General features: G+C 35.6%; 22 protein-coding genes. 18 read left to right on the forward strand and 4 right to left on the reverse strand.

Annotation, left to right across the window (positions count from 1 at the left end):
• The first annotated feature begins 537 nt into the window (after positions 1–537).
• The 6 genes from rne (at position 538) to metA (ending at position 8059) form a co-directional block, all read left to right on the forward strand.
• Positions 538–3228, forward strand: coding sequence for a ribonuclease E (gene rne / locus ACGH6S_RS01395; protein ID WP_065589647.1), 2691 nt, complete (start codon positions 538–540; stop codon positions 3226–3228).
• A gap of 266 nt (positions 3229–3494) precedes the next feature.
• Entirely contained in the window at positions 3495–4235 is a 741-nt protein-coding gene (locus tag ACGH6S_RS01400) for an ABC transporter permease subunit (protein ID WP_174798859.1), read from the forward strand.
• Entirely contained in the window at positions 4228–5088 is an 861-nt protein-coding gene (locus ACGH6S_RS01405) for an ABC transporter permease subunit (RefSeq protein WP_065589645.1), read from the forward strand. The genes ACGH6S_RS01400 and ACGH6S_RS01405 overlap by 8 nt, the downstream gene beginning before the upstream one ends.
• Positions 5089–5090: 2 nt before the next feature.
• The gene (locus ACGH6S_RS01410) at positions 5091–6080 is read left to right on the forward strand and encodes an oligopeptide/dipeptide ABC transporter ATP-binding protein (protein WP_065589644.1); all 990 of its coding nucleotides are present in this window, start codon (positions 5091–5093) and stop codon (positions 6078–6080) included.
• Between the two features lie 22 nt (positions 6081–6102).
• On the forward strand, positions 6103–6915 hold the full coding sequence (locus ACGH6S_RS01415) for an ATP-binding cassette domain-containing protein (protein ID WP_065589643.1): 813 nt from the start codon (positions 6103–6105) through the stop codon (positions 6913–6915).
• Positions 6916–7126: 211 nt separating this feature from the next.
• Positions 7127–8059: a homoserine O-acetyltransferase MetA gene (metA, locus tag ACGH6S_RS01420; protein ID WP_065589642.1), complete on the forward strand. Its 933-nt coding sequence runs from the start codon at positions 7127–7129 to the stop codon at positions 8057–8059.
• Between the two features lie 155 nt (positions 8060–8214).
• Here the strand turns inward: metA and dtd are convergent, their stop codons facing one another.
• The 4 genes from dtd to rpsT all read right to left on the reverse strand — a co-directional run bounded on the left by dtd (position 8215) and on the right by rpsT (position 10518).
• A complete protein-coding gene (gene dtd, locus ACGH6S_RS01425) occupies positions 8215–8649 on the reverse strand; it encodes a D-aminoacyl-tRNA deacylase (protein ID WP_065589641.1) in 435 nt (144 codons plus the stop codon).
• Between the two features lie 7 nt (positions 8650–8656).
• A complete protein-coding gene (locus ACGH6S_RS01430) occupies positions 8657–9490 on the reverse strand; it encodes a virulence factor BrkB family protein (RefSeq protein WP_218055834.1) in 834 nt (277 codons plus the stop codon).
• Between the two features lie 23 nt (positions 9491–9513).
• A complete protein-coding gene (locus ACGH6S_RS01435) occupies positions 9514–10056 on the reverse strand; it encodes an SPOR domain-containing protein (protein ID WP_411578237.1) in 543 nt (180 codons plus the stop codon).
• Positions 10057–10254: 198 nt separating this feature from the next.
• A complete protein-coding gene (gene rpsT / locus ACGH6S_RS01440; protein ID WP_025316521.1) occupies positions 10255–10518 on the reverse strand; it encodes a 30S ribosomal protein S20 in 264 nt (87 codons plus the stop codon).
• Between the two features lie 224 nt (positions 10519–10742).
• Here rpsT and pgk point away from each other — a divergent pair, with 224 nt between their 5' ends.
• The 12 genes from pgk (at position 10743) to ACGH6S_RS01500 (ending at position 26600) form a co-directional block, all read left to right on the forward strand.
• Complete coding sequence (pgk, locus tag ACGH6S_RS01445) at positions 10743–11906, forward strand: phosphoglycerate kinase (protein ID WP_065589638.1); 1164 nt, start codon at positions 10743–10745, stop codon at positions 11904–11906.
• A 72-nt stretch (positions 11907–11978) separates the two neighbouring features.
• The gene (gene fbaA, locus ACGH6S_RS01450) at positions 11979–13058 is read left to right on the forward strand and encodes a class II fructose-bisphosphate aldolase (RefSeq protein ID WP_065589637.1); all 1080 of its coding nucleotides are present in this window, start codon (positions 11979–11981) and stop codon (positions 13056–13058) included.
• 187 nt (positions 13059–13245) lie between these two features.
• A complete protein-coding gene (gene rplK, locus ACGH6S_RS01455; protein WP_034884321.1) occupies positions 13246–13674 on the forward strand; it encodes a 50S ribosomal protein L11 in 429 nt (142 codons plus the stop codon).
• A gap of 3 nt (positions 13675–13677) precedes the next feature.
• Complete coding sequence (gene rplA, locus ACGH6S_RS01460; protein ID WP_065589636.1) at positions 13678–14379, forward strand: 50S ribosomal protein L1; 702 nt, start codon at positions 13678–13680, stop codon at positions 14377–14379.
• Between the two features lie 231 nt (positions 14380–14610).
• A complete protein-coding gene (gene rplJ / locus ACGH6S_RS01465) occupies positions 14611–15108 on the forward strand; it encodes a 50S ribosomal protein L10 (protein WP_065589635.1) in 498 nt (165 codons plus the stop codon).
• A gap of 58 nt (positions 15109–15166) precedes the next feature.
• A complete protein-coding gene (rplL, locus tag ACGH6S_RS01470) occupies positions 15167–15535 on the forward strand; it encodes a 50S ribosomal protein L7/L12 (RefSeq protein ID WP_034884317.1) in 369 nt (122 codons plus the stop codon).
• A gap of 245 nt (positions 15536–15780) precedes the next feature.
• Positions 15781–19809 (forward strand): DNA-directed RNA polymerase subunit beta, encoded by a 4029-nt coding sequence (rpoB, locus tag ACGH6S_RS01475; protein ID WP_411578238.1) that lies wholly within the window; start codon positions 15781–15783, stop codon positions 19807–19809.
• A 90-nt stretch (positions 19810–19899) separates the two neighbouring features.
• Positions 19900–24117 (forward strand): DNA-directed RNA polymerase subunit beta', encoded by a 4218-nt coding sequence (gene rpoC, locus ACGH6S_RS01480; protein ID WP_085163874.1) that lies wholly within the window; start codon positions 19900–19902, stop codon positions 24115–24117.
• A gap of 655 nt (positions 24118–24772) precedes the next feature.
• Positions 24773–25102 carry a hypothetical protein gene (locus ACGH6S_RS01485; RefSeq protein WP_174798862.1) on the forward strand — a complete coding sequence of 110 codons (330 nt, stop codon included), beginning with the start codon at positions 24773–24775 and terminating at the stop codon, positions 25100–25102.
• A gap of 46 nt (positions 25103–25148) precedes the next feature.
• Positions 25149–25517: an SFCGS family glycine-rich protein gene (locus tag ACGH6S_RS01490; protein ID WP_034910428.1), complete on the forward strand. Its 369-nt coding sequence runs from the start codon at positions 25149–25151 to the stop codon at positions 25515–25517.
• A 13-nt stretch (positions 25518–25530) separates the two neighbouring features.
• A complete protein-coding gene (locus ACGH6S_RS01495; protein WP_174798863.1) occupies positions 25531–25827 on the forward strand; it encodes a DUF4312 family protein in 297 nt (98 codons plus the stop codon).
• A gap of 20 nt (positions 25828–25847) precedes the next feature.
• The gene (locus ACGH6S_RS01500) at positions 25848–26600 is read left to right on the forward strand and encodes a DUF4311 domain-containing protein (RefSeq protein ID WP_034910435.1); all 753 of its coding nucleotides are present in this window, start codon (positions 25848–25850) and stop codon (positions 26598–26600) included.
• The last annotated feature ends 23 nt before the right edge of the window (positions 26601–26623 follow it).

Consider the following 26623-nt stretch of genomic DNA (forward strand, 5'->3'; position numbering starts at 1 on the left):
AGCAAGTTGAATATAGCTAAAAATGAATTCTTAACTGTTTGTAAAACAGCCAGTTTAATTTGCTTGCTATCCTTGACTGAAACGTTAATAATAGTGACGGATAATTTTATCCTTGTAATGCAGCAATGGCGTTAGACATTACAGTTTTTCAAAATAAAATAGCGTAAGTAGAATCATTATAATTAGATAATATGTTTATTTTAAACAATTGCATAAAGATTTAGTTTATTTGCTAAAGCCGTTAAGAAACATAGGTTTGCAAATTAGCCATATTAATAGTGTCAATAAATTATACAATTAGGTTTTTTTAAATATTTAGTGCTTTTTAATTTAGCATGTTACTTAATGTATGATATTGATGTTGTGTAAGCGGTATCAGGTTCACATAAAATAATAACAAAAATAACATAAATAAAATAATGAATGCTGTATACCAATATTTAGTTAAGTACCATTATTCATCATTGTTAAAATAATCACTTATCAATAATAAGATTCTACCTACTGTTAATTAAGATTAATCAAGAGTGTAGAATAATGAAAAGAATGCTAATCAATGCAACCCAGCAAGAAGAGCTGCGAGTTGCGCTTGTTGATGGTCAACGATTGTATGATTTAGATATCGAAAGCCTTGGACATGAACAAAAAAAAGCGAATATTTATAAAGGTAAAATCACTAAAATCAATCCAAGTTTAGAAGCTGCTTTTGTTTCGTATGGTGGTGAGCGTGATGGTTTTTTACCTTTAAAAGAGATTGCTGAAAGCTATTTCCCATCTAATATTTCTGGTCGTCGTAGTATTAAACATCTACAGGAAGGTCAAGAAGTCCTTATCCAAATTGAAAAAGAGATTCGTGGCAAAAAAGGTGCGGCTTTAACCACCTATATTAGTTTAGCTGGTAGCTACTTGGTGTTGATGCCTAATGATCCTCGTGCTGGCGGTGTTTCGCGCCGTATAGAAGGTGAAGAAAGAGCAGATCTTAAGCGTATTATTGATGCAATTGAAAAGCCAAAAGGCATGGGTGTTATAGCTCGGACGGCGGGTGTTGGTAAAAGCCAAGAGGAGTTGCAACAAGATTTAGATGCATTAGTTAACTATTGGACAGCAATTCAAAACGAAGCCAAAAAACATCCTGCACCAAGCTTGATTCATAAAGAAAGTGATATCATTACTCGTGCGTTTCGTGATTATTTGCGTGATGATGTTGGTGATATTTTAATTGATAATCCTAAAGTACTTGAGATTGCTAAAAAACGTTTAGCTGATTTGGGACGAGTTGAGTATATCGGTCGCTTAAAGCTTTATGAGGGTGATGTGCCATTATTTAATCATTTCCAAATTGAGGGGCAGATTGAATCGGCATTTCAGCGAGAAGTTCGCTTACCTTCTGGTGGTTCAATTGTTATTGATGCCACAGAAGCGCTTACAGCAATCGATATTAACTCGGCTAAATCCATTCGTGGTAGTGATATTGAAGAAACAGCATTTAATACTAACCTTGAGGCAGCCGAAGAAATAGCTCGTCAACTACGTTTACGCGATTTAGGTGGTTTGATTGTTATCGATTTTATTGATATGACACCAGTCCGTAATCAACGTGAGGTAGAAAACCGCTTAAAAGAAGCGATGAAAACCGATCGTGCACGAATTCAAACTACGCGAATTTCACGCTTTGGTTTACTTGAAATGTCGCGCCAACGTTTAAGCCCTTCATTACGCGAAGCAACGCATCACATTTGCCCTCGTTGTCAAGGTACAGGCACAGTTAGGGACAATAATTCATTGTCTTTATCTATTCTTCGATTGATTCAAGAAGAAGCAATGAAAGATAATACAGTACAAATCGATGTCATTGTTCCTGTGCCAATAGCGAGCTACTTACTCAACGAAAAACGTCGTGCTATCACCAATATTGAAAGTATGCATCCTGATGTCAAAATTGTGATTGCTGGCGATGAAGAGATGGAAACACCATTGTATAAGGTGATTCGTAAGCGTAGAGGCGAAGAAACAGATGTACTGAGTTATAATCTTCCAAAATTGATTCGTGAACTTGAGGAAGAGGAAGAAGAGCAACAAGCTGTTGAAGTTATTGTTGAACAAGCTGTATTATCTGGACCTAAAGTTGAAGCTTGTGCAACACCAAAAGAAAAGGTAGAGTCAAAAACTATAAAATCAGGCGGTCTGTTTAGTGGATTATTTGGTAAATTACGTAAACTGTTTGTTACTGAAAAAGTAGAACCACAGCCAGAAGTTAAAACAAGACCGACTAAAAGACGGGATAATCAACGTTCAAACAATCGACGTCAACGTAATCACCGAAATAACAATGCTGCTAATAATGGTAATTTTGTTGCAGCAGGCAATATTGACGAGGTTAAAGAATCAAGTCGAAATAATAATCGCAGAGCTAAACAAAATAGTAATTCAAATGCTAATTTGTCAGACTCTGAAAACAATCTTAAGGCAGATAGAGTTGTCGAGGAAGTGGTACAACCAAAACTGCGTGAGGCTAAGCCAAGACGCCAACAACGAGCATTAACTAAAAGTGTTCGTGTGAAAAATAGTAATACTACTGCCACGGTGCAGACTGAACAAGAACGAGTAATTATCCCTTCTTTATTATTACCTGTTATTGTCTCAGAATCAGCTGAGGGCAATATTGTATCGGAAATTCAACCGAAACGTCAGCGTCGTACTTCAAGACATTTACGAATGAATGGCCAACGTAATAAACGCCGTGTTCGTAATGTAGAACTAAAACAGTCTCCAATACCATTGCCGTTTGCTGCAGCATCATTGGAATTAGCTTTAGGTCGTGTTGTTGTTGATTACAGTCAAATAGCTAATTATGAACCACATAATGTGGTACCTGTCATTCCATCGCTTTTACTTCCTGTTATTGTTAAAAATGAGGAAGATGTAAATAGAACTGCTAGTGTTGATGAGGTATCAAAAGCTCCCATATTTGTAAGTGCTCAAGAGGATTTTAACGTTAGTGAGAAAAATGATAATGATCTTGTAATTAATGATTCACACTCAATAGGTTATTCCTCATCAGCAATGACTAAAGCACCTGCACCAGAATATGTGACTTATGATGTTGAAATAAAATTGCGTGAAGAATCAGATTATCATTTTGAAGGTAAAGGTAATGCTGGTGGTTTAAGTGCTCAGGATCATGCTTATGCCGCAGCAAGTAAACCAGTAATACTGGATAATCAATAAATAGATTAAAACACGGTGGCGTGGTTATGTTGCCGTGTTTTAATTAATTATAATAGCGATAAAGATAAATAATGATTATCTATATTTTCAAGAAAATAGTAACGTTTTTGTTTATTATCTGCGTATTAGCTCAGATTAGTTTTTGTTTAGTTTATTTTAGCCCTCACTCAACATTTAACATTAATAATTTAAGCTTTTTGGATGCCTACAGTGCTTTTTTTAAACAGTTGCTGCAGGGGCAATTCAGATTGTTAACTGGAGAAACAGTGCCGTTTCTCCATACACTATTGGCTACATTTGAACTGTGCATTCTTGCTTTATTCGTTGCTTTACTGATTGGATTGCCATTGGGAATTTTTCTTGGACTTAGTAATATTCATTGGTTAAATAATATTATCCGTTTAGGATCTTTATCTTTGTATTCTTGCCCTATAGTTATGGTTGTTATTATTGTTATGTATTGGTTATCGCCAACTTGGTCGATATCGATGAATTTTAATGTATCGCCATCAGTAGCTGGAACTTCGTTATTGGATCTTTTAATTTCATCAAAAACAGATAAATGGCATATGATATTGGGCCAACTTCACTATTTGTTTTTGCCGATCATTATTTTAGCTATTCAACCAAGCATTATGACTATTCAACTCGTTAGCCAGAATGTAAGAAATACATCACGACAGAATTTTATTAAAATGGCGATTATTCGTGAACGATCACCGTTTAAAATTTTACGCCGCCATTTATTACCTAATTCCATTCCTGCAACTATTCCACAGCTGACTTATAATACGACAACACTACTTTTTTCAACTATGGTAATTGAAATTTTATTTAATCGAGTAGGATTGGGGCAATGGGTGATGCTTGCTTATCATCATCATAATTATTTTGTTATTTCTATTGCCATTTTAGCCTGTGGCACTGTCATCAGTTTGTTAACGTTATTGGGCGAAATTTCGGCGGTAGTTATTTATCCTTTACGTCATAAGGAACATTATGTCTAGGCGAGCAAGATTGCTTCAAAATGTCAATTTAAGCTTTAATCGGTTGCATAGTAATTTCTACTTAGTTGTTGGCCTTTATGGCATATTGGCGCTTGCCTTTGTGGCATTATCAACCAAATGGTTCTTTCATGCCCATTTAAACCCTATTTACCCAACTTCATTACCACCTGCTTGGTGGTCTAATGGTGATATTAATCATGTATTAGGTACTAACGCTAAAGGACAAGATATTTTTGATTATTTGTTAATTGGTTATCGCTCAACTATGTCAATGACCTTAAAGGCGGTTTTTTATGTGGTAGTCATTGGTGGGTTAATCAATTATTTAATGTTTTTTATATCATTTATACGCCCTTTTATATTATTTGTTTTTAAATTTTGTATGGTAGTACCACCGTTACTTGGTGTGATTGTTATTAGCTTATTATTAGAAGATGACATTACTAATATTTTATTGGTAATAGGGTTATCTTATACGCCACGCTTTATTTATAATATTCATCAGCGTGCCATCAATGAATGGAATAAAACATATATTACGGCCTATAGACTTGATGGATTATCTTCCTTTACAATTTTTAATCATTATATTTTACCTAATATTTTACCTATTTATTTGACTGAAATTGTTTCGCTATTTGGTTCGATTATTTTAACTATTACTACTATAACTTTTTTAGGTTTTGCTAATGATGTTTCTCGACCAGATTTAGGTATGATGATGTTTCAAATGAAAGATATCATTGCAACTAATTATTTAGCCTTTTTATCTCCGGGAATTGCGGTTTCTGCTACAATTATTTTGGTTTATTTATTCAATTTTGGATTATATGGCCGTCGAGCAGGAACTTAATTATGGCATTGTTAGATATTCGGAATTTAACCATTGAGTTTATTACACCAGATGGTCTTTTACGTGCAATTGATCGTGTAAATTTAAAGTTGTCAGAAGGTGAAATTCGAGGTTTAGTTGGTGAGTCAGGATCTGGAAAAAGCCTTATCGCTAAAGCTATTTTAGGTGTGACTAATCATAATTGGAAGATTTCAGCTGATCGATTTTATTTTAATGACATTGATTTACTTAAACTCACTCCTAGACAGCGCCGAAAAGTCATTAGTGCCAATATATCGATGATATTCCAAGAACCACAATCTTGCTTAGATCCTTCCATGAAAGTAGGACAACAGTTAATTAGTGCAATTCCAAGAAGGACATTTAAAGGGCATTGGTGGCAAAGGTTATTTTGGCGTAAACATCGAGCGATTGAGTTATTGCATCGGGTAGGAATTAAGAATCATAAGGAGATATTAAAATCTTATCCGTTTGAATTGACTGAAGGTGAATGTCAAAAAGTCATGATTGCAATTGCGTTGGCTAATCAGCCTAAGCTACTTATTGCTGATGAGCCGACAAATGCGATGGAAGCAACTACAGAAGCACAAATTTTTAGGTTGCTAGCTAGTATGAATCAAAATGTGGGTACCACTATCTTATTTATTAGTCATGATCTGCAAATGGTTACCAGATGGACTGATCGTATCAATGTTTTATATTGTGGACAGACAGTTGAAGTTGCTGATAGTAAAGATTTAATTAAATCGCCTTATCATCCTTATACTCAGGCGCTAATTTATGCAATTCCTGACTTTGGTAAAGCGATGCCGCATAAAAGTCCTTTAAATACTTTGCCTGGAGTGATCCCATCATTAGAACACCTACCAATAGGTTGTCGATTAGGTCCTCGTTGTCCATATGCCCAGAAAAAATGTATTTTGGCGCCAGAATTGATACCGATAAAAGATCATTTCGTAGCCTGTCATTTTCCGTTAAATACTGATGAGTAGCCATAAATAATAGGAATATACGATGAATCCAATATTAAGAGTGCGTAACTTATCTAAGCAATTTAAAATTCCTAAAGGATTTCTGGGACATTTATACATTAATGCGGTGAAGCCATTATCGTTTTCTCTTAATGAAGGTAAAACGCTTGCAATTATCGGACAAAATGGCTCTGGCAAATCGACACTCGCAAAAATGTTAGTTGGTATGATAAAGCCTGATAGTGGAGATATCTGGATTGACGGTAATAAAGTTCAATACGGCGATTATAGCTATCGTTGTCAACTAATTCGTATGATATTTCAGCATGTAGAAAGTTCATTTGATCCACGATTACGTATTGGGCAATTGCTTGAAATCCCATTAAAGTGTAATGCTAATTATGATGCTCATGAACGTGAAAAGTTAATTAGAGATGTATTGAAGCAAGTTGGATTGTTACCTGAACATGCCTCTTATTATCCTTCAGTGATGGCTGCGGGGCAAAAACAGCGAGTAGCATTAGCTCGAGCATTGATTTTAAAACCTAAAGTGATAATTTTAGATGAAGCATTAGCTGCACTTGATATTTCGATGCGTTCACAAATTGTTAATTTAATGCTGATGTTACAAGCTGAACAAAATATCTCTTATGTATATGTTACTCAAGATATTGGGATGATGAAACATATCAGCGATGAAATTTTAGTTATGCATAATGGCGAATTGGTTGAATATGGTAATACTGCTGAAGTATTAGCTTCACCGCTGAGTGATATTACCCAAAAATTAATCAATAGCTATTTTGGTGAAGCGCTTACTGCAGATACTTGGCGTACCGATACTCGTACTTTTTAATTAACAAATCTATCGGAGTGATTTTGATTTTTGCATGAAGTAATACACATTTCTTTAGAATGTTTGTTAATTTGTAATTTGATTATTCTGATGATTTTGTTAAATAAAAAATCTCGACAAATAAATTAAAAGATACTATATTTAGCTATATAGATTTCTAGACGTCTATTTTGATGTTTAAAAATGACTTACCGATTTAGGAGTTTTTGTTATGCCTATTTGTATTCCTGACTCATTACCTGCGGTTGATGTATTACGTAATGAGAATGTATTTGTTATGACTTCATCGCGTGCTAATACCCAAGAAATTCGACCTCTTAAGCTTCTTTTTTTAAATTTAATGCCTAAAAAAATCGAAACAGAAAACCAATTTTTACGCTTACTTTCTAATTCGTCTTTACAAGTTGATATTCAGTTATTACGTATTGATCAGCGAGAGTCTAAAAATACGCCTATTGAACATTTAAATAGTTTTTATTGTGATTTTGATGATATTTGTGAGCAAAATTTTGATGGGTTAATTATAACAGGTGCCCCACTAGGGAAAGTGGCTTTTTCCGATGTTGTGTATTGGTCTAAGTTAGCCAAAATTATTACTTGGGCAAAGGATCATGTTACTTCAACTATGTTTGTTTGTTGGGGTGTTCAAGCTGCTTTGAATGTCTTATATGATTTACCAAAATTTACTCGCACGCAAAAGTTATCGGGTGTTTTTCAGCATCATATTGTGCAAACTAATGCGATTTTAACACGTGGTTTTGATGATACCTTTTGGGCTCCTCATTCTCGTTATGCTGATTTTCCAATTGATAAAATAAAAACATATACCGATTTAACTATTTTAGCTGAGTCTGATATTACCGGTCCTTATTTAATGGCTACAGCTGATAAGCGAATGGTGTTTGTAACAGGTCATCCTGAATATGATTCTTCAACGTTGGCAAATGAATATTATCGAGATTTAAATGCAGGTATTCATCCTGATATGCCATATAATTATTTTCCTGATAATAATCCTCATTTAACACCAAAAGCCACATGGCGTAGCCACGCTTACCTATTATTTAGTAATTGGCTCAACTATTATGTTTACCAGTTAACTCCATTTGATTTAACTACTCGAAATTTAACGATTGATGACTAATAAAGGTTAGCCGCATCTTATAATCAAATTTTGTTAGGTTGTTGCTAGATTTATTTAACAATAACCTATTTAAATTGGATCTTACAATGCCAAATATTAAATAATAATTGGTAAAACTTGCGAAATATTATCTAAATGTAATTTTAGTTATATAACTAGACTTGTAACCAGAATGTTACAGGACCATCATTAATCAATGATACTTGCATGTCAGCTGCAAATTGACCTGTTTGAGTTGTTATTTTTTGTTGGCATTGTTCTACAAAAAACTGGTAAAGCCTATTTGCTTCATCGGGTTTAGCGCCTTTTGTAAAGCTTGGTCGCATTCCTTTTTTAGTGTCTGCAGCTAGGGTGAATTGAGAAACAACTAATATTTCGCCATTAGCTTGGTTAACATTTAAATTCATTTTTCCTTCATTATCGCTGAAAATACGATAACCTAAAACTTTATCACATAAACGAATTGCTTTTTGTTCGTCATCATCTTGCTCAACTCCCAGGAAAATCAGTAAACCCTGATTAATCTGCCCAATGATATTATTGTCTATTGTCACACTAGCTTGTTTTACTCGTTGGATTAAGGCGATCATAATTTAATTACTCTGGTAAAGAAGGGTTGTTAACAATATGTTTTTTTTGTCGATTATAGTCAGTTAAGGTTGCTGCAAATTCGGCCCCAAACAAGACAATGCACCAAGAAAAATAGATCCAAACTAACATAATGGGGATTGATGATACTACTCCGTAAATAAGTTGATATGTTGGAAACGAAGTAACATATAGTGCAAATGCGCGTTTTCCTATTTCAAATAATGCTGCAGCGACAAACGCTCCAATCATCGATTCTTTTAAAGGTACAGACTCGGTCGGGATAATGCTATAAAGTAGCCAAAATCCAATCATAGAAATAATAAATGGTAAGCAATTAAGTAGTATATTACCCGTTGTTGCGGTAGATAGCCATTTCAATGAAAAAATATAAGAGCTAATCGCTATACTAGAACCAATTAAAATTGGGCCTAAGGTTAGTATTGTCCAATACATGGTTAGATTGTACATGAAGGAACGTTTGCGTTTAGTTTGCCAAATATGATTAAGTGCTGTATTAATTGAGTTGATAAGCAACAGTGATGTAACAATCAGACCAATTACACCAACAAAGGTCATTTTTTTTGTATTGGAGATGAATTGTTCTAAATAATTTTGAATGGTGTCACTCGCCGTTGGAACAAGATTGTTATAGATTAATTGTTTCAATAAATGGCTAATTTCATCAAACATAGGAAAAGCTGAAAGTAAAGAAAAAATAACGGTAATAAGTGGAACTAGTGCTAGTATAGTGGTATAAGCAAGTCCCGCAGAAGATGTTGTTAGCCGGTCATGGTTGATACGATTCCATAACATTTTTATAAAAATCTGTATTTGCGTCATTGATCTCATCGGCTTTTTATATTCTAGTTAGAAATAACACAATTATTAATCCCATTACTATTTAATAAGTTTAATGTGGTATCGGCTTCTTTTTTACTGGTATAAGGTCCTACTGTGACTCGATATAATTGGCCTGAAGAAATATTGCCACTAACCCCAGTCATTGCAAGCTTAGCTTTTAGTTTATCAGCATTAGATTTATCTTTAAATGCTCCACATTGCAATAGCCATTTGTTTGTAATAGCTTGTGTTGGTTGTGATGTTACATTTGATGTTTGGTTTTGCGTTGTTGCTTCTTTTTTAGAAGACGTCACACTGCGTGAATTATTAACAAAGCTATTTAGGATTTGCTCTCTTTCACTAGCAATTGAACTTGACGCAGAACCATAATTAGCATTAGGAGTTTCTAATTCCTTAAGGTATGTCCAACGCTCTTGAGGTTGTTCAGGTAAAGTTATTGAAGGAGGTTGAGTTTTTGTTTTTGGCGGTTCAGCGGTTTTTTTAGGTGTATTATTTGCAACAAAATAGAGAATAGCAGAAAATAAAATAATGATTATAATAGCCAAAAATATCATAAAATTAGGCTTATTTCGTGACTTACTTTTTTTTGATTGGCTCTTTTTTCTGACATAATCACGCTGAACCACAATAAACTCTCTTTTTAATAATATTGTGTAAAATAAAACTAGTATATAAATAAAAAAAGTGGCTTACACCACTTTTTTTCGTATTTCTTTAACTATGTTAGTTAAAAAATTAATGTATTAAGCCAACGCTTTAATTTGTTTGATTAAATTTGCTTTATGACGTGCAGCTTTATTTTTGTGAATTAAGCCACGAGCCGCTTGACGGTCAACAACTGCTTGCATGTCTTTGAATGCCACTTCAGCTGTTTGTTTATCACCAGCTGCAACAGCTGCGTAAACTTTCTTAATATAAGTACGCATCATTGAACGGTTACTAGCATTATGTTTACGGCGTTTTTCGGATTGAACCGCACGCTTCTTAGCTGATTTGATATTAGCCAAAGTCAACTCCCAAGTTTAGATAAAAATTACATATTAATAAGGTGGCAAAATATGCCTTAATTTCTTCCTATTGTCAATGGCGTTACATAAAAAAATATGTTGGTAGTTTTTGTATTTATTATTAATGTTTATTATTTGCACAGCAATCCCTATAACCTAAAAAGAATTTTTATGTTAGAATAGCGTAAGTTTTATTTTATTTATATTTTACAAGGGGAAGTATCATGTCTATTATTAGAATGCAAGATCTTGATCTAAAAGGAAAACGCTTATTTATTCGCTCAGATCTTAATGTGCCGGTCAAAAATGGTAAGGTAACTTCCGATGCGCGTATTAAAGCATCACTACCTACTATTGAAGAAGCCATCAAAAAAGGTGCTAAAGTAATGGTTACCTCTCATATTGGCCGTCCAACAGAAGGTGAGTATAATCCAGAGTTCTCTTTACAACCTGTTGTTGATTATTTAAAAGAACACGTGTCATTCCCTGTTCGTTTAGTAAAAGATTACCTCAATGGTGTAGATGTAAAAGAAGGCGAATTAGTTGTACTTGAAAACGTTCGTTTCAATGTAGGCGAAGGTAAAGATGATGAAACTTTGTCTAAAAAATACGCTGCTCTTTGTGATATTTATGTAATGGATGCATTTGGTACAGCTCACCGAGCTCAAGCTTCGACTCATGGTGCTGGTAAATTTGCGCCAGTGGCTTGTGCTGGGCCATTGTTAGCAGCTGAACTTGATGCGTTAGGTAAAGCATTAGATAATCCAGCAAGGCCAATGGTTGCTATCGTTGCCGGTTCTAAGGTATCAACAAAATTAACCGTACTTGATTCTTTATCAAAAATTGCTGACCAAATTATTGTTGGTGGCGGTATTGCTAATACTTTTATTGCCGCTGAAGGTTATAATGTAGGTAAGTCTCTTTATGAAGCAGACTTAATTCCAGAAGCTAAAAAATTAATGGCTAACTGTGAAATCCCAGTTCCAACTGATGTTCGTGTTGCAACAGAATTTAGTGAAACAGCAACAGCGACTGAAAAATCAGTTAAAGATGTTAAAGAAAATGAACAAATTCTTGATTTAGGTGATAAATCAGCAGAAGTATTAGCAAATATTATCAAAAATGCTAAAACCATTTTATGGAATGGTCCAGTGGGTGTTTTTGAATTTCCTAATTTCCGTCGTGGTACTGAAATTGTAGCCAAAGCAATTGCCGATAGCGAAGGTTTTTCAATTGCTGGTGGTGGGGATACATTAGCTGCAATCGATCTATTTGGTATTGAAGATAAAATCTCTTATATTTCAACTGGTGGCGGGGCTTTTCTTGAATTTGTTGAAGGTAAAAAACTACCCGCTGTTGCGATGTTAGAAGCTAGAGCAAAGGCCTAGTATTTGAGTTCAGTAAAAGGATGAGATAATTACTCATCCTTTAATTTTTATAATAAATTTATAGGTAATAAAATGGTTACTAAGATTTCTGATGTTGTTAAACCTGGTGTTGTCACTGGTGATGATGTTCAAAAAGTATTTCAAATCGCTCGCGAAAATAACTTTGCATTACCTGCGGTTAACTGTGTTGACACAAATACTATCAATGCCGTTATTGAAACAGCCGCAAAAGTAGGTTCTCCTGTTATTGTTCAGTTTTCTAACGGTGGAGCTCAATTTATTGCTGGTAAAGGCCTAAAATTAGAAGGTCAAGAATGTGCTGTGTTGGGTGCTATTTCTGGCGCAAAACATGTTCATCTTATGGCTGAAAAATATGGAGTCCCTGTTATTGTTCATACTGATCACTGCGCTAAAAAATTACTTCCATGGGTTGATGGGTTACTGGATGCAGGTGAAACTCATTTTGCTAAAACAGGTAAACCATTATTTTCATCTCATATGATTGATCTTTCAGAAGAGTCATTAAAAGATAATATTGATATTTGTTGTCAATATCTTGCTCGTATGTCAGCAATGAAAATGACTTTAGAGTTAGAGCTAGGATGTACTGGTGGTGAAGAAGATGGTGTTGATAATAGTCATATGGATAGCTCAGCACTTTATACTCAACCAGAAGATGTAGCTTATGCTTATGAGCGTTTAAGTGCTATCAGTCCTCGTTTTACTATTGCAGCTTCATTTGGTAATGTGCATGGAGTTTATAAACCAGGTAATGTTAAATTAACGCCAAAAATTTTAGATAACTCACAAAAATATGTATCTGAAAAATATAATCTACCAGCTAAATCATTAAACTTTGTATTCCATGGTGGATCAGGCTCTACACCGGAAGAAATAGCTGAAGCAGTTAGTTATGGTGTAATTAAAATGAATATTGACACAGATACGCAATGGGCTAACTGGTCTGGTATCTTAGATTATTACAAAGCAAATGAAGCTTACTTACAGGGGCAATTAGGTAACCCTGAAGGCGTTGATGCTCCAAATAAAAAATACTACGATCCTCGCGTATGGTTACGTAAGGGACAAGATTCTTTAGTTGCTCGTTTAGAACTTGCATTTAAAGAGCTTAATGCTGTAGGTGTTCTTTAATTTTTATGTTATTTAGGATTAAAGCAAGGTATTTGCCTTGCTTTTGATTTATCTATACTTAAATTAAATCTTGCATTTTCAATTAAGTTATAGGATAATTCTGCCCTCATTTAACTTAGGGGAGCTGTCTATTTATTAATAATTATTATTAATAGAGGCGTTTGCACCCAAGCAAAGGAAACTAAAAATGGCAAAAAAAGTACAAGCTTACATCAAGTTGCAAGTTGCAGCTGGTGCAGCAAATCCTAGTCCGCCAGTTGGTCCAGCACTTGGTCAACATGGTGTGAATATCATGGAATTCTGTAAAGCATTTAATGCAAAAACAGAAAGCATGGAAAAAGGCTTACCAATTCCTGTTGTAATTACAGTATATTCTGACCGTTCATTTACATTCGTAACTAAAACACCTCCAGCTGCTGTTTTGTTAAAGAAAGCGGCTAAAATCAAATCTGGTTCAGGTGAACCTAATAAGAAAAAAGTAGGTAAAGTAACGAGTGCACAAATTCGCGAAATCGCTGAATTGAAGGCTGCAGATATGAATGGTGCTACCATTGAAACGATGATGCGTTCTATTGAAGGGACAGCTCGTTCAATGGGCTTGGAAGTGGAGGGTTAATTCATGGCTAAATTATCTAAGAAGGCTAAACTTATCCGCGAAAAAGTAAACGCAACTAAACAATATGATATCAATGAAGCAATTACTTTATTAAAAGAATTAGCTACAGCTAAATTTACAGAAAGTGTTGATGTTGCTGTTAATTTAGGTATTGATTCACGTAAATCAGATCAAAATGTTCGTGGTGCGATCGTTCTTCCTCATGGTACTGGACGTAGCGTGCGTGTTGCTGTCTTTACTCAGGGTGCAAATGCAGAGGCTGCAAAAGAAGCTGGTGCTGAATTAGTGGGTATGGACGATCTTGCAGATCAAATCAAAAAAGGCGAAATGGATTTTGATGTCGTAATTGCATCACCTGACGCTATGCGCGTTGTTGGTCAATTAGGTCAAATTTTAGGACCACGTGGTTTAATGCCAAATCCTAAAGTTGGAACTGTAACTCCTAACGTTGCAGAAGCTGTAAAAAACGCTAAAGCTGGTCAGATCCGTTACCGTAATGATAAGAATGGTATTATCCATACTACTATTGGTAAAGCTGATTTTGATGCAGATAAGCTTAAAGAAAATTTAGAAGCATTACTTGTTGCGTTGAAACGTGCAAAACCAGCCTCTTCTAAAGGTGTATTTATTAAGAAAGTTAGCCTTTCTACTACAATGGGTGCTGGTGTTGCTATTGATCAAGCAACATTAAATGCAACTGTTTAATTATTATTTATAATTAAATAGAGAAATCGGTTGGTGTCTGGCCTTAACCAGACCCCGTCCAAGACCGTAGGTGTGGTTGTTGTGTGACTACTTAATTTTCCTACGTAGACGGTGACAGAACCTGATAAGATATAATAGAAGGATTCTGCTCATCGTGGTTGTGCTAGCTATATTTGTAGCTAGCTTGAATAAGTCTAGGCTTTTGCCTAGTATAATCCAGGAGCAATACCAATGGCACTAAATCTTCAAAATAAACAAGAAATTGTTGCTGAAGTCAATGAAATCGCCAAAGGTGCGCTATCTGCAGTTGTTGCTGATTCTCGAGGCATAACTGTAGAAAAAATGACTGCATTACGTAAATCTGCTCGTGAAGCGGGTGTTTATATGCGTGTTGTTCGTAATACGCTATTACGCCGTGTTGTTGAGGGCACTCAATATGAGTGTTTAAAAGATACGTTTGTTGGTCCAACTCTAATTGCATTTTCAAATGAGCACCCAGGTGCTGCAGCGCGTATTTTTAAGGCGTTTGCGAAAGAAAATGAAAAATTTGAGATTAAAGCCGCAGCCTTTGAAGGTGAGTTGATTACTGCAGCGAATATTGATCGCTTAGCAACATTACCTACATATGAAGAAGCATTAGCTCGCTTGATGTCAACCATGAAAGAAGCCGCAGCTGGCAAATTGGTTCGTACTCTTGCAGCGGTTCGCGATCAAAAAGAAGCTGCTTAATTGGCGGTTTGATTGTGAATTTTATTAATTAAAAAATGTAAATTTGGGAAACTATATTATGTCTATCACTAAAGAACAAATTTTAGATGCAGTTGCTGAAATGTCTGTTATGGATGTTGTTGAGCTTGTATCAATGATGGAAGAAAAATTTGGTGTTTCTGCAGCAGCAGCTGTAGCCGTAGCCGCAGCAGGTCCAGCTGAAGCAGCAGAAGAGAAAACTGAATTTGATGTAATCTTAAAAGATGTTGGTGCTAATAAAGTAGCTGTTATCAAAGCAGTTCGTGGTGCAACTGGTTTAGGCTTAAAAGAAGCTAAAGACCTTGTTGAATCAGCTCCAGCAACAGTTAAAGAAGGCGTTAGCAAAGCCGATGCTGATGAACTTAAGAAAGCACTTGAAGAATCTGGTGCAGTTGTCGAGCTTAAATAAGTTTATCGATATTCCGATAAATGGCTGGGGGTTTTATACCTCCAGCCTTTTTGCGCTATAATAAGTTAAAGAATTTTATTTGAAGATTATCAATAAAAAATAATAAAGAAATAGTATATTTATTAAGCCTAATCAATTGATATTTATAGATATTTTCGATGAGGTGTCAGGTGTATCAGTTGGCGATAACACCCTGATGAATATTTAATCATGCTAAAATAGCAGATAAGCAAGTTGAGGAACTAATGGTTTACTCTTATACCGAGAAAAAACGAATTCGTAAGAATTTTGGTAAGCGTCCACAAGTCTTGGATATACCGTATCTTCTTTCTATTCAACTTGATTCGTTCCAGAAATTTATTGAGCAAGATCCAGAAGGACAATATGGCTTAGAAGCTGCATTCCGTTCAATATTTCCGATAAAAAGTTATAGTGGTAACGCTGAGTTACAGTACGTGAGCTTTATGATGGGCGAACCTGTGTTTGATGTTAAAGAATGTCAAATTAGAGGGATCACTTACTCAGCACCGTTGCGCGTAAAATTACGTTTAGTTATTTATGATAAAGATGCGCCAGAGGGAACAGTTAAAGATATTAAAGAGCAAGACGTCTATATGGGCGAAATTCCTTTAATGACAGACAATGGTACATTTGTGATAAACGGTACAGAGCGTGTAATCGTATCGCAATTACATCGTAGTCCAGGTGTGTTCTTTGATAGTGATAAAGGTAAAACGCACTCTTCTGGTAAAGTTTTATATAATGCTCGGATTATTCCTTATCGTGGTTCTTGGCTTGATTTTGAATTTGATCCAAAAGATAATCTTTTTGCTCGTATTGACCGTCGTCGTAAACTTCCAGCAACCATTATTTTACGTGCATTAGGTTATGAAACAGAAGAAATTTTAGATATTTTCTTTGAAAAAACTATTTTTGAAGTTAGCAAATCTAAGTTAAAAATGGATCTTATTCCAGAGCGTTTACGTGGTGATACAGCACTATTTGATATTGAGTCAAAAGGTAAAGTTTACGCTGAAAAAGGCCGACGTATTACAGCTCGTCACATTCGTGAGTTAGAAAAAGATAAAGTTAGCAAAATTGATGTACCAGTTGAATATATTGTTAATAAAGTTCTTGCTAAAAATTATGTTGATGAAGAAACAGGTGAGGTAATTGCTTTTGCCAATACACCGATTTCACTAGAACTATTACTTCAATTAACGAATGCTGGCTATAAAAAGATAGAAACATTATTCACTAATGATTTAGATCATGGTGCATTTATTTCTGAGACATTAAATGTTGATTCAACTCGTGACCGACTTGGAGCATTAGTTGAAATTTATCGCATGATGCGTCCAGGTGAGCCACCTACAAAAGAAGCAGCTGAAGCGTTATTTGATAATTTATTCTTTTCTGAAGAACGTTATGATTTATCTGCTGTTGGTCGAATGAAGTTTAACCGTTCATTAGGGCGTGATGACATTGAAGGTGAAAGCGTTTTAACGAAAGATGATATCGTTGACGTAATAAAGAAATTAATCGCTATTCGTAATGGTCACGGTGAAGTTGATGATATCGACCATTTAGGTAATAGACGTATTCGTAGTGTTGGTGAAATGGCAGAAAACCAATTCCGTATTGGTTTAGTTCGTGTTGAACGAGCAGTGAAAGAACGCTTATCTCTAGGTGATCTTGATTCACTAATGCCACAAGATATGATTAATGCTAAACCAATTTCAGCAGCGATTCGTGAATTCTTTGGTTCAAGTCAGTTATCTCAGTTTATGGATCAAAACAATCCACTATCCGAAATTACGCATAAACGTCGTATTTCAGCTTTAGGACCAGGTGGTTTAACGCGTGAACGAGCAGGATTTGAAGTGCGTGACGTACATCCAACGCACTATGGACGTGTCTGTCCAATCGAAACGCCTGAAGGTCCAAACATTGGTTTGATTAATTCATTAGCAGTTTATGCTCGTACCAATGAGTATGGCTTTTTAGAAACACCATACCGTCGTGTTATTGATGGTATTGTAACTGATGAAATTACCTATTTATCAGCGATTGATGAAAGTGAATTTGTAATTGCTCAGGCAAACTCAAATCTTGATGAAAATGGTCGTTTTAAAGAAGATTTAGTAACTTGTCGTTTAAGTGGTGAATCGGGTTTATATAGTCCTGAACAAATTCATTATATGGATGTATCAACTCAACAAATCGTATCAGTTGGTGCTTCATTAATTCCGTTCCTTGAACATGATGATGCGAACCGTGCCTTAATGGGTGCGAACATGCAACGTCAAGCAGTACCAACCTTAAAAGCTGAAAAGCCGTTTGTTGGGACTGGTATGGAACGTGCAGTAGCTGTTGACTCGGGTGTAACAGCGGTTGCTCGTCGTGGTGGTACAGTTCAATATGTTGATGCATCGCGTATTGTGGTTAATGTTAATTCAGATGAAATATATGCTGGTGAAACAGGTATTGATATTTATAACTTAACTAAATATACACGGTCTAACCAAAATACTTGTATTAACCAAATTCCATGTGTGGAATTGGGAGAAAAAGTTGAGCGTGGTGATGTACTTGCAGATGGTCCATCTACTGACTTAGGTGAATTGGCACTAGGGCAAAATATGCGAGTGGCATTTATGCCATGGAATGGTTATAACTTTGAGGATTCTATTTTAGTTTCTGAAAAAGTGGTACAAGACGACCGTTTTACCTCGATTCATATTCAAGAGTTATCTTGTATTTCTCGTGATACAAAATTAGGTGCAGAAGAAATTACTGCGGATATTCCAAACGTAGGTGAAGCAGCACTGTCTAAACTTGATGAATCAGGTATTGTATACATCGGTGCTGAAGTAAAAGGTGGCGATATTCTGGTTGGTAAAGTGACACCTAAAGGTGAAACTCAATTAACGCCAGAAGAAAAATTACTACGTGCTATTTTTGGTGAAAAGGCATCTGACGTTAAAGATACCTCATTACGTGTGCCAAATGGTGTTTCAGGTACTGTTATTGATGTTCAAGTGTTTACTCGTGATGGCGTAGAAAAAGATAAACGTGCAATTGAAATCGAAGAGATGCAACTCAAGCAGGCAAGAAAAGATTTAACTGAAGAACTTAAAATCTTAGAAGCTGCATTGTTTGCTCGAATTCGTGATGTATTAATTTCAGGTGGAATCAAAGCGGATAAATTAGATGCTTTACCACATCAAAAATGGCTAACAATTGGTATCGCAGACGAAGATAAACAAGCTCAATTAGAACAGTTGGCTGAACAGTACGACGAAATAAAAACAGAGTTTAACAAAAAACTTGAAGCTAAACGTATGAAGATTACTCAAGGCGATGATCTACAGCCTGGCGTTCTTAAAATCGTTAAAGTTTACTTGGCAGTTAAACGTCAAATTCAGCCTGGTGATAAGATGGCTGGTCGTCATGGTAACAAAGGGGTTATTTCAAAAATTAATCCAATTGAAGATATGCCATATGATGAAAAAGGTCGTCCAGTTGATATCGTATTGAATCCGCTAGGTGTTCCGTCCCGTATGAATATTGGACAGATATTAGAAACTCATTTGGGTATGGCTGCTAAAGGTATTGGTCAGAAGATCGATGCTATGTTAAAAGAACAGCAAGAATTAGCTAAATTACGTGAATTTATTCAAAAAGCGTATGATCTTGGTTTAGGTGCTGCGCAAAAAGTTAATGTTGCACAATTCACTGATCAAGAAGTGATGACTTTAGCACAAAATTTACGTAATGGTATGCCATTAGCAACACCGGTATTTGATGGTGCTAAAGAGCAAGAAATTAAGGCATTACTTGAACTGGGTGACTTACCAACTTCTGGTCAAATTACTTTGTATGATGGTCGTACAGGTGAAAAATTTGAACGTCCAGTTACTGTAGGTTATATGTATATGCTCAAATTGAATCACTTAGTTGATGACAAAATGCATGCTCGTTCTACTGGTTCATACAGTCTGGTTACTCAACAACCATTGGGTGGTAAAGCTCAATTTGGTGGTCAACGTTTTGGTGAGATGGAAGTGTGGGCACTTGAAGCATATGGTGCAGCTTATACCTTACAAGAAATGTTAACTGTTAAATCAGATGACGTAAACGGTCGAACTAAGATGTATAAAAATATTGTAGATGGTGATCATCGTATGGAGCCTGCGATTCCAGAATCATTTAATGTACTATTAAAAGAGATTCGTTCGCTAGGTATAAATATAGAGTTAGATGAAGAGTAATTTTCTCTAACTTAAATGATTTCTATTTATAGGGATAACTTATTAGTAATAATAAGTTATCTAATTGGTTTAACTCCATAGGAGTCAATTGTGAAAGACTTATTAAAGTTTCTAAAAGCACAAACAAAAACTGAAGACTTTGATGCTATCAAGATAGGCCTTGCTTCTCCTGATATGATTCGTTCATGGTCTTTTGGTGAAGTCAAAAAACCTGAAACAATCAATTATCGTACGTTCAAACCTGAACGTGATGGGTTGTTTTGTGCACGTATTTTCGGACCAGTAAAAGATTATGAATGTTTATGTGGAAAATATAAACGTCTAAAACACCGTGGTGTTATTTGTGAAAAATGTGGAGTTGAAGTAACTCAAGCTAAAGTACGTCGTGAACGTATGGGGCACATTGAACTTGCATCTCCAACTGCTCATATCTGGTTTTTAAAATCATTACCTTCTCGCATCGGCTTATTACTTGATATGCCACTTCGCGATATTGAACGAGTGCTTTATTTTGAGTCATTTATGGTTCTTGATGGTGGCATGACTAATTTAGAGCGAGGTCAGATTTTAACTGAAGAGCAATATCTTGACGCGTTAGAAGAGTTTGGTGATGAGTTTGATGCTCGTATGGGTGCTGAAGCTATCCAAGAATTATTGCGTAATATTGATGTGCAAGCAGAATGTGAAGCTCTACGCGATGAGCTAGCAACTACTAATTCTGAAACTAAGCGTAAAAAACTAACTAAACGTATTAAGATTATTGAAGCATTTATTCAATCAGAAAACAAACCTGAATGGATGATCTTAAATGTATTACCTGTGTTGCCACCAGATTTACGTCCATTGGTTCCACTAGATGGTGGGCGTTTTGCAACATCAGATCTAAATGATCTTTACCGTAGAGTTATTAACCGTAATAACCGTTTAAAACGTTTATTGGATTTAGCTGCACCAGATATTATTGTACGTAATGAAAAACGTATGTTACAAGAATCTGTTGACGCATTATTAGATAATGGTCGCCGAGGTCGTGCAATTACAGGTTCTAACAAACGCCCATTAAAATCCCTCGCTGATATGATCAAAGGTAAGCAAGGTCGTTTCCGTCAAAACCTGTTAGGTAAACGTGTTGACTATTCGGGTCGTTCTGTAATTACTGTAGGTCCATACTTGCATTTGCATCAGTGTGGTTTACCAAAGAAAATGGCACTTGAATTATTCAAACCATTTATTTATGGGAAATTAGAACGTCGCGGTTATGCAACAACCATTAAAGCTGCGAAGAAAATGGTTGAGCGTGAAGATGCAATTGTTTGGGATATCTTAGATGAAGTTATTCGTGAACATCCAGTATTATTAAACCGTGCTCCAACATTACATAGATTAGGTATTCAGGCATTTGAACCTATCCTAATTGAAGGTAAAGCGATTCAATTACACCCACTAGTTTGTGCGGCATTTAATGCTGACTTTGATGGTGACCAAATGGCGGTTCACGTTCCATTAACGTTAGAAGCTCAGTTAGAAGCACGTGCGTTAATGATGTCAACCAACAATATTCTTTCACCTGCAAGTGGAGAACCTATTATCGTTCCTTCTCAGGATGTGGTTTTAGGTCTTTACTATATGACTCGTGATAAAATTAATGCCAAAGGCGAAGGCATGGTATTAACTGGTCCTAAAGAAGCTGAAAAGCTATACCGTTTAGGTCTAGTTGAATTACATGCTAAAGTTAAAGTTCGTATTACTGAAAGCCAACGAAATAGTGTAGGTGAGTGGGAAGATACTACCTCGATTGTTGATACAACTGTCGGTCGTGCAATTTTATGGTTAATTATGCCAAAAGGAATGAACTTCTCTGTTATTAATCAACCTCTTGGTAAAAAAGCGATTTCTAAGATTTTAAATATTTGTTATCGCCAATTAGGTATGAAAGATACGGTAATTTTAGCCGACCAAATTATGTACACTGGATTTGCTTATGCAGCACGTTCAGGGGTATCTGTTGGTATTGATGATATGGAGATTCCAGCTAAGAAATCACAAATCATCAATGAAGCTGAAATTGAAGTTGCTGAAATTCAAGAGCAATTCCAATCAGGCTTAGTAACTGCTGGTGAACGTTATAATAAAGTTATCGATATTTGGGCAGCTGCTAATGAACGTGTTGCTAAAGCCATGATGGATAACTTATCAACTGAAAAAGTCATTAACCGTGAAGGTGAAGAGGAAGTTCAATCTTCTTTCAATAGTATTTACATGATGGCTGACTCAGGTGCACGTGGTTCTGCTGCACAGATTCGTCAGCTTGCTGGTATGCGTGGTTTGATGGCAAAACCAGATGGTTCGATTATCGAAACACCTATCACAGCGAATTTCCGTGAAGGATTAAACGTACTTCAATACTTTATTTCTACTCATGGTGCGCGTAAAGGTCTTGCCGATACTGCATTAAAAACAGCAAACTCAGGTTATTTAACTCGACGTTTAGTTGACGTTGCACAAGATCTAGTGGTAATCGAAGACGACTGTGGCACCTTAGAAGGTGTGGTCATGACACCAGTTATTGAAGGTGGTGATGTTAAAGAACCACTTCGTGAGCGTGTATTAGGTCGAGTCACAGCTGAAGATGTATTAAAACCTGGTAGTGCAGATATCTTAATTCCACGTAATACTTTACTTGATGAAAGTAAATGTGACTTACTTGAAGCTGAATCGGTAGATAGCGTTAAAGTACGTTCAGTCGTTTCGTGTGATACTGATTTTGGTGTTTGTGCAAAATGTTATGGACGAGATTTGGCTCGAGGTCATTTGGTTAATAAAGGTGAAGCCATCGGCGTTATTGCTGCGCAGTCAATTGGTGAACCAGGTACTCAGTTAACCATGCGTACGTTCCATATCGGTGGTGCGGCGTCGCGTGCTGCTGCTGAATCAAGTGTGCAAGTTAAAAACAAAGGTAGTATTAAATTAACTAATGCTAAATTTGTAACTAACCCAGATAAGAAATTAGTTATTACTTCGCGTAATGCAGAATTAACGATTATTGATGAATTAGGTCGAATGAAAGAAACCTATAAAGTTCCTTATGGTTCGATTTTAAGTAAAGGTGATGGTGTAACAGTTGATGCGGGTGAAACCGTTGCTAACTGGGATCCGCATACAATGCCAGTTATTTCAGAAGCAAAAGGTTTTGTTCGTTTTGTTGATATGGTTGATGGACAAACTATTACTCGCCAAACTGATGAGTTAACTGGTTTATCATCTATTGTGATATTAGACGTAGCTGAACGAACTGGGGTGGGTAAAGATTTACGTCCAGCAATTAAAATTGTTGATGCTGAAGGTAAAGATATTTATCTTACTGGTACAGAAATGCTTGCACAATACTTTTTACCAGGTAAAGCGTTAGTACAGTTAGAGGATGGTGCAGAAATCAATATTGGTGACACACTTGCTCGTATTCCACAAGCATCTGTTGGTACCAAAGATATCACCGGTGGTTTACCACGTGTTGCTGACCTATTTGAAGCTCGTAAACCAAAAGAGCCTGCTATTTTAGCTGAAATTGATGGTATCATTTCATTTGGTAAAGAAACGAAAGGTAAACGTCGTTTAATTATCACTCCGTTAGATGGTAGTGAACCATATGAGGAAATGATTCCAAAATGGCGTCAACTTAACGTATTTGAAGGTGAACAAGTTGGTCGTGGAGATGTAATTTCTGATGGACCTGAATCGGCTCATGACATTTTACGTCTACGTGGTGTTAATGCTGTAACACGTTATATTGTAAACGAGGTTCAAGAAGTTTATCGTCTACAAGGTGTAAAAATTAACGATAAACACATTGAAGTTATTGTGCGCCAAATGTTACGTAAAGCAACAGTTATCCATCCTGGTGGCTCTCGCTTGCTTGAAGGCGAACAACTTGAAGTTTCACGCTTGAAGATTATCAACCGTGAACTTGAGGCTCAAGGTAAAGAACCGATTGTTTATTTACACGATCTACTTGGTATTACCAAAGCATCATTAACGACTGAATCGTTTATTTCTGCAGCTTCGTTCCAAGAAACGACTCGCGTCTTAACAGAGGCAGCGGTAGCTGGTAAAAATGACGAATTACGTGGCTTAAAAGAAAACGTAATTGTTGGTCGATTAATTCCAGCTGGTACAGGTTATGCTTACCATAAGGAACGTTTACGTAAACGAGCAATGCCATCGACTGATGAGATTCAAACAACAATTTCAGCTGAAGAAGCTACAGCTAATTTAGCTGAGTTACTAAATTCAGCTGAAGAAAATCAATAGTCTCATTATAGATTTGATTCATAAATAGCACGCATAGCGTGCTATTTTTTTATATGATGACTAAAAGTCATAAATATAAAAAGTATAGGCATGTATGTTGTAATGAATCGTCTTTACCTTTCACAAGAGAAAATAGAAGAAAGCTATGCGCTGTTTTCTACAGAGTGGATGTCTAAAGTGGATTTTAAAGCTTAAGTTAATTTTGCACAATTTGCTCATAGTCTTCATAATATAAATAGCTAAGTATAAAAAGATTAATTTTTTAAACATTAAAAAATCAAATAAAATCAATAGCAAACCTGAGCATTTTTGGAAAAATAAACTAATTTTTTAATTTTTACCTATTTTTTACAATGTTTGAATATTATCCTCAATGTATAAATGACAGTATTATCTAATTAATCAAATTATAGAAATTGTATTTTTAAATGTATTTGTGAAGGTCGGGTTTTATGATCTAAATCACAAAATTGAACATAGATTTAATCAATAAATAGTTGTATCAAGAGTAACAATTCTTGCTTATTGCTGTATTTAGCAAACTTTATAATAAATTTCCTCTTGCAGACGGAAAAATTCTCTATCCACATTAAGCCTTGATTGATTTACGCTTATTCTATCCAATTCAAAAAACAATAAGAGATATGTATTAGCTATGAACCCAATAAAATTTCGAATGATCGAGGATAATTTAGAACCAGAGTTAGTTATTGAACAAACCATTACGATCATCAATAGTTGGTTAGTACAGCATCAAATCATACAAAATGATGTTCAAAAAGCGATGTTATTTTCACATGTAAAAGCTATGGTTGAAAGGGCCAAAACATTAGAAACATTACCTGAAGTCGACCCTGGGTTATTTGATGAACTTTCAGAAGAATCTTTAGAACTGGCAAGAAAAACAATAAACTTATTTGATAATTTACCGATAGAAGAAGCATATTTATTGGCAGTTCATTATGAAGTAGCTAAAGCAAATTAAACGATTACTAGACAAGTAAAAAACAATAATTAATAGGAGAAATATTATGGCAGAAGTAGTCATTGTTATCGGCGATAGAATGGGAAAAGGGCAAAAAATTGCGGAGGGAATTAACTCAGTAGAAGGTTGTCGTGCAATCGTCATTCCAGGTATGGCAGCAGATATGAAATTAGGTGATGTAATGAATAAAGAAAATGCCGATTTGGGCCTTTCATTTTGTGGTAGTGGTGGAGCTGGTGCTATTACTGCACAAAATAAATATGGCTATTCACAACGCCATGGTATGCGATCAATTGAGGAAGGTGAAACAGCTATTAATGACGGCTGTAAAGTTCTTGGTTTTGGTTTCATGGACACGGAAGAATTAGGACAACGTGTAGCAAAAGCATTTCTAAAAAAATATCCACGTTCATAAACGGTAAATAAGAATGAAAAAAACAGAACAGAAACTTGTTAGAGTAAAAGGTCATGGTGATTCTAAGCAGCGAGCTTTTGCTATAGCTTTAAGTCAGGTTCAGAAAGAAGTACTCAAAAACATTAATAATATTATGTTGCGAATAGAACCAATTGATATTCAAGTTGTATCAGCAATAGAAAAGATAACAACAGAACGTTTTTTGTTTATCTTTTTGCCAAGGAAAAAGACATTTTATGAAATCACGCTTGATGTATCTGTTAACGTAATTTTTATTGATTTAAATGATATTAAATTTACTTCAAAATAACATAACGTAAAAGGGAAGTTATGGAAATTTTAATTATTGCATTCAAGTCTATTATTATCGGCGGACTTTGTGGTTTTGGGGTCGGTGCGGGAGCTGCTCGAATGTTTCATGCGCCAACTTATCAAGGGATGGGTGCGTTTCGGACATTAGGTGAACTTAATTCTTGTGAAGGTGATCCTGCAGCGCACTTTTCATTTGGTTTAGGGTTTTTTTTTAATGCGTGGGCTTCATCGGTTGCTGCTGGTTCTTTTACTCAAGACGTTGATCATCGCATCATCCCTAACTGGGGTGGAGCTTTATTGATGATAAAAAATCGTAATCTTGCAGAAACCTTACATGATCCTAAAAAAATGGCATTTGCTTGTGCATTTATTGGGATGATTGTGGTGTTATTTTTAAATACAACCACTTCAGTTATTCCTGATTCGCTAAAAATTACTGCAACGAAGGTTCTTGTTCCTGCCGCTAACTTGTTAGTTGCAACGGTTATGCCTGTTATTTTCTGGTTAGCCGCTCTAGATGCAGGGCGTCGTAGTGGATTTTGGGGAACGTTATTTGGTGGGCTTGCACAGTTAATTATGGGCAATGCAGTACCAGGGTTGGTGTTGGGTATATTGATTGGCAAAGGTGTAGATGATAGTGGCTGGAACCGTGTGATGAAAATTATGTTAGTTGCTGTCATTATTTTATTTGTTATGAGTGGATATTTCCGTGGTTTTGATTTGAAGATGATTAACTCGTTTAGAGATGGTTTATCTTATTGGTTTAAATAATATAGGGACACATTATGAATACA

The sequence above is a fragment of the Gilliamella sp. BG3 genome (genome assembly GCF_046635605.1).
GTDB lineage: Bacteria > Pseudomonadota > Gammaproteobacteria > Enterobacterales > Orbaceae > Gilliamella > Gilliamella bombi.

What these genes read in the sequence shown, in the direction of transcription:
- rne (WP_065589647.1), top strand. Translation starts at nt 538, where the DNA reads ATGAAAAGAATGCTAATCAATGCAACCCAGCAAGAAGAGCTGCGAGTT.
- ACGH6S_RS01405 (WP_065589645.1), top strand. Translation starts at nt 4,228, where the DNA reads ATGTCTAGGCGAGCAAGATTGCTTCAAAATGTCAATTTAAGCTTTAAT.
- ACGH6S_RS01410 (WP_065589644.1), top strand. Translation starts at nt 5,091, where the DNA reads ATGGCATTGTTAGATATTCGGAATTTAACCATTGAGTTTATTACACCA.
- ACGH6S_RS01415 (WP_065589643.1), top strand. Translation starts at nt 6,103, where the DNA reads ATGAATCCAATATTAAGAGTGCGTAACTTATCTAAGCAATTTAAAATT.
- metA (WP_065589642.1), top strand. Translation starts at nt 7,127, where the DNA reads ATGCCTATTTGTATTCCTGACTCATTACCTGCGGTTGATGTATTACGT.
- dtd (WP_065589641.1), bottom strand. Translation starts at nt 8,649, where the DNA reads ATGATCGCCTTAATCCAACGAGTAAAACAAGCTAGTGTGACAATAGAC.
- ACGH6S_RS01430 (WP_218055834.1), bottom strand. Translation starts at nt 9,490, where the DNA reads ATGACGCAAATACAGATTTTTATAAAAATGTTATGGAATCGTATCAAC.
- pgk (WP_065589638.1), top strand. Translation starts at nt 10,743, where the DNA reads ATGTCTATTATTAGAATGCAAGATCTTGATCTAAAAGGAAAACGCTTA.
- fbaA (WP_065589637.1), top strand. Translation starts at nt 11,979, where the DNA reads ATGGTTACTAAGATTTCTGATGTTGTTAAACCTGGTGTTGTCACTGGT.
- rplK (WP_034884321.1), top strand. Translation starts at nt 13,246, where the DNA reads ATGGCAAAAAAAGTACAAGCTTACATCAAGTTGCAAGTTGCAGCTGGT.
- rplA (WP_065589636.1), top strand. Translation starts at nt 13,678, where the DNA reads ATGGCTAAATTATCTAAGAAGGCTAAACTTATCCGCGAAAAAGTAAAC.
- rplJ (WP_065589635.1), top strand. Translation starts at nt 14,611, where the DNA reads ATGGCACTAAATCTTCAAAATAAACAAGAAATTGTTGCTGAAGTCAAT.
- rplL (WP_034884317.1), top strand. Translation starts at nt 15,167, where the DNA reads ATGTCTATCACTAAAGAACAAATTTTAGATGCAGTTGCTGAAATGTCT.
- rpoB (WP_411578238.1), top strand. Translation starts at nt 15,781, where the DNA reads ATGGTTTACTCTTATACCGAGAAAAAACGAATTCGTAAGAATTTTGGT.
- ACGH6S_RS01485 (WP_174798862.1), top strand. Translation starts at nt 24,773, where the DNA reads ATGAACCCAATAAAATTTCGAATGATCGAGGATAATTTAGAACCAGAG.
- ACGH6S_RS01490 (WP_034910428.1), top strand. Translation starts at nt 25,149, where the DNA reads ATGGCAGAAGTAGTCATTGTTATCGGCGATAGAATGGGAAAAGGGCAA.
- ACGH6S_RS01495 (WP_174798863.1), top strand. Translation starts at nt 25,531, where the DNA reads ATGAAAAAAACAGAACAGAAACTTGTTAGAGTAAAAGGTCATGGTGAT.
- ACGH6S_RS01500 (WP_034910435.1), top strand. Translation starts at nt 25,848, where the DNA reads ATGGAAATTTTAATTATTGCATTCAAGTCTATTATTATCGGCGGACTT.